This window comes from Acidovorax delafieldii 2AN, assembly GCF_000175235.1.
Lineage (GTDB): Bacteria > Pseudomonadota > Gammaproteobacteria > Burkholderiales > Burkholderiaceae_C > Acidovorax > Acidovorax delafieldii_B.
Genome location: NZ_ACQT01000441.1, coordinates 1 through 1,824, shown reverse-complemented (window position 1 = coordinate 1,824; position 1,824 = coordinate 1). Strand labels below are relative to the sequence as shown.

The window sequence follows — 1,824 nt, the reverse complement described above, 5'->3', positions numbered from 1 at the left end:
AGCCTGCGCGGTTTGGCGCCCGGCCGGCGCACAGGGTCAGCGGCAGGGCGGGGCAGTCCTGGCGGGCCGCCGGGTGAGATGGAACCGGACGAGATAAATGGCCAGGGCAACGCAGGGCAGTGTCATCACGCCGCCCAAGGCGAAGGCGCGCAATGCATCCGTGATTGAAAAGGGCCAAAGCGTGGTCTGCTCTGCGGGCCACAGCACCAGGCCCAGGGTGCCTGTGCATATTCCCGCCAACGGCACCCACCGCTGGGCCGGGCTGTCAGCGATCCAATGCACGCTCATGACAAGGTGAAATACCCAGGCCAACAGAATGAGCAGACCGATCCCCGCCACGCCCGACGGCGCAATCACCGACTTGCCCGCCAGCACCAGGGACATCAGGATGCCGTAGGAGGAAAGCAGGTAGCACAGGGCTACGACAAGAATGCGCCGGGTGGTTTGCATGGCAGTTCAGTTTCGGTGGGCGGCCGAGGCTGGCCGTTGGCCCGGATTTTCGCGCCACCAGACCACGGCGATCACCAGGCCCAGCAGCATGACGACCGTGCTTGCAATGGCCGCCACCAGGCCTTGGCCCGGCGCGGTGGCCACCAGGAAATTGAAGGATGTGTGCCAGGCCGCAACCACCAGCACGCTCTGGCTCTTGAAGTAAAGCCACGCCAGCACCAGCGACCCGGCCGTGAGGCCCAGGGCCCAGCCGAAGAGGGCCGGGCCCAGCAGGGCCGCCATGCTGGCGTTCAGCGCAAACAGCGGCATGTGCCACAGCAGCCAGATGCCCGCCACCAGCAGGGCGGCCCGCAGCCTGGAGCGGCCCTGCGCCAGCCGAGGCAGCGCAAAGCCGCGCCACCCGCCTTCCTCGCCCAGGCCGTTGAGCACGAAGGCAAGCAGCGCCGTCGCTGCAAGAGACCCCTGGCGGGGCACCCCGGGGTAGGTGTTGAAATCCTGCAGCGATGGGGGTTGCGGCCTGAACGCCGAAAGGACGGCAAAGAGGGCCAGGCCGAACCACAGTGGGGAAGTGGCCAGCAGCAGCGAACGAAGCCGCGGCGCTGGAAGGCGGACGCAGCTGGCGAGAAAGTGGCGAACGCCATCGGCACCGTCTGCCAGCGCGGTGACGATCAGCGCGGCCAGGAAGGGGCCGAAGAGGCCCGGCAGGTGCGTTGCGGTCGATCCGGGTTCCACGCGTTGGCCACTGCCCAGCAGGTACAGCCAGTACGTCCATGACAACGCAAAGGCCAGCCCGCAGTAGATCAGGACAGCGTGCTTTTGCGCAATGCGGGAGGCAGGTATCACAAGCCCTCCTGTTGGGCTTAAGGGGCCGGCGCCAGCCACCCGGCCGGGCCGGTCGCGGGCGGTTCTGCGGGGTGAAGGTCAGAGCGCGGGTTCATTGCACACCACTTCGATGTTGTGCCCATCCGGGCCCATGACGAAAGCGGCATAGTAATGCGCGTGGTACTGGGGGGTGCAGGCCCGGCGCCCCATTGTCCTTGCCGCCCGCCTGCAGCGCTGCGCGATGGAAGGCATCCACCTGCGCGTGGGTATCGGCCCTGAACGCCAGGTGCAGATGTGCCGGCTTCTCAGCGGTCTGGAACAGGCACAGCGAGGCCTTTCCTGGGGTGCTGAGCTCGACACCGTAGGCCGGCGACCCTTCGGCCACCACGGTGACGCCGAGAGGCTCAAGTGCCTGGAGGAAGAACGCCTTGCTTGCGGCGTAGTTGCTGACGCCGAACTTGACGTGGTCCAACATGGGTTCTCCTGAGAGCAGGGGCTGGGCGATGCCCCTGGCGATGGGTGCTGGCGGCAGTCGCCTGCCGCCGCGTTGCC

Annotated in this window: 2 protein-coding genes and 1 pseudogene; all 3 read right to left on the bottom strand. The window is 67.4% G+C overall.

Annotated features, from left to right (window positions below; genetic code table 11):
- Positions 1 to 36 precede the first annotated feature (36 nt).
- Entirely contained in the window at positions 37 to 450 is a 414-nt protein-coding gene (locus ACDELDRAFT_RS22020; RefSeq protein WP_005800856.1) for a hypothetical protein, read from the bottom strand.
- Between the two features lie 6 nt (positions 451 to 456).
- Complete coding sequence (locus ACDELDRAFT_RS22015; protein ID WP_005800854.1) at positions 457 to 1,293, bottom strand: CPBP family intramembrane glutamic endopeptidase; 837 nt, start codon at positions 1,291 to 1,293, stop codon at positions 457 to 459.
- A gap of 78 nt (positions 1,294 to 1,371) precedes the next feature.
- Positions 1,372 to 1,747: pseudogene (locus ACDELDRAFT_RS22010) on the bottom strand (VOC family protein).
- Positions 1,748 to 1,824: the final 77 nt, after the last annotated feature.